This window comes from Ligaoa zhengdingensis, assembly GCF_014384885.1.
Lineage (GTDB): Bacteria > Bacillota > Clostridia > Oscillospirales > Ruminococcaceae > Ligaoa > Ligaoa zhengdingensis.
Map to the genome: position 1 here is coordinate 1 of NZ_JACRST010000094.1, position 833 is coordinate 833.

The following is an 833-nucleotide window of genomic DNA, read 5'->3' on the forward strand; positions in this document are numbered from 1 at the left end:
GGCCATAACGGCATTGAGATCAAGCGCGGCATGACGACCAGCTCCACGGCCATTTTCGTTCCCTTTATGACGCAGGAGCTCCGCATGGATGGCGAAGCCGTCTATTACGGGCTCAACGCACTTTCCCATAATGTCATCATGGCAAACCGGAAAAAGCTCAAAAACCCCAACGGCCTGTTCCTCGGCGTACCGGGCTCCGGCAAATCCTTTGCCGCAAAGCGAGAGCTTGTGAACGTGTTCCTTGCCACCCGTGACCGGATCATTGTGGTGGACCCGATGGGCGAATACTCGCCCCTTATCAAGCGGCTGGGCGGACAGGTCATCGAGATCGCCCCGGACAGCCCCCACCACATCAACCCGATGGACATTGACCTGAGCTTTGACGAGGAAAACCCGATGGCGCTGAAAGCCGACTTTATCCTGTCGCTGATGGAGCTGATCGTCGGCGGCAAGGATGGCTTGCAGCCGGTGGAGCGGACCGTCATTGATCGCTGTGTACGCCAGATGTACCGGGAACACTTGCAGAACCCGGAAACAAGCAAAATGCCGACCCTCCAAACCCTGTATGACCTGCTCTGTTCCCAGCCGGAGGGCGAGGCGGTACGGCTGGCAACTGCCCTTGAAATCTATGTGTCGGGTTCCCTTAACGTGTTCAACCATGAAACCAATGTGGACCTGAACCGCCGTCTGGTATGCCTTGACTTAAAAAAGCTGGGTGCCGGGCTTCGGACGATTGCCATGCTCATTATGCAGGACTTGGTAAACTCGCAGGTGTCCATGAATTTCCTGCGCGGTATCGCTACATGGTGCTACTTCGACGAATTTCATGTGCT

1 protein-coding gene is annotated in these 833 nt (G+C 56.1%); it reads left to right on the forward strand.

Annotated elements, in window-relative coordinates; translation table 11 throughout:
- The coding region (locus H8711_RS13845) for a VirB4-like conjugal transfer ATPase, CD1110 family (protein ID WP_249283906.1) at positions 1-833 on the forward strand (833 nt) is incomplete at both ends.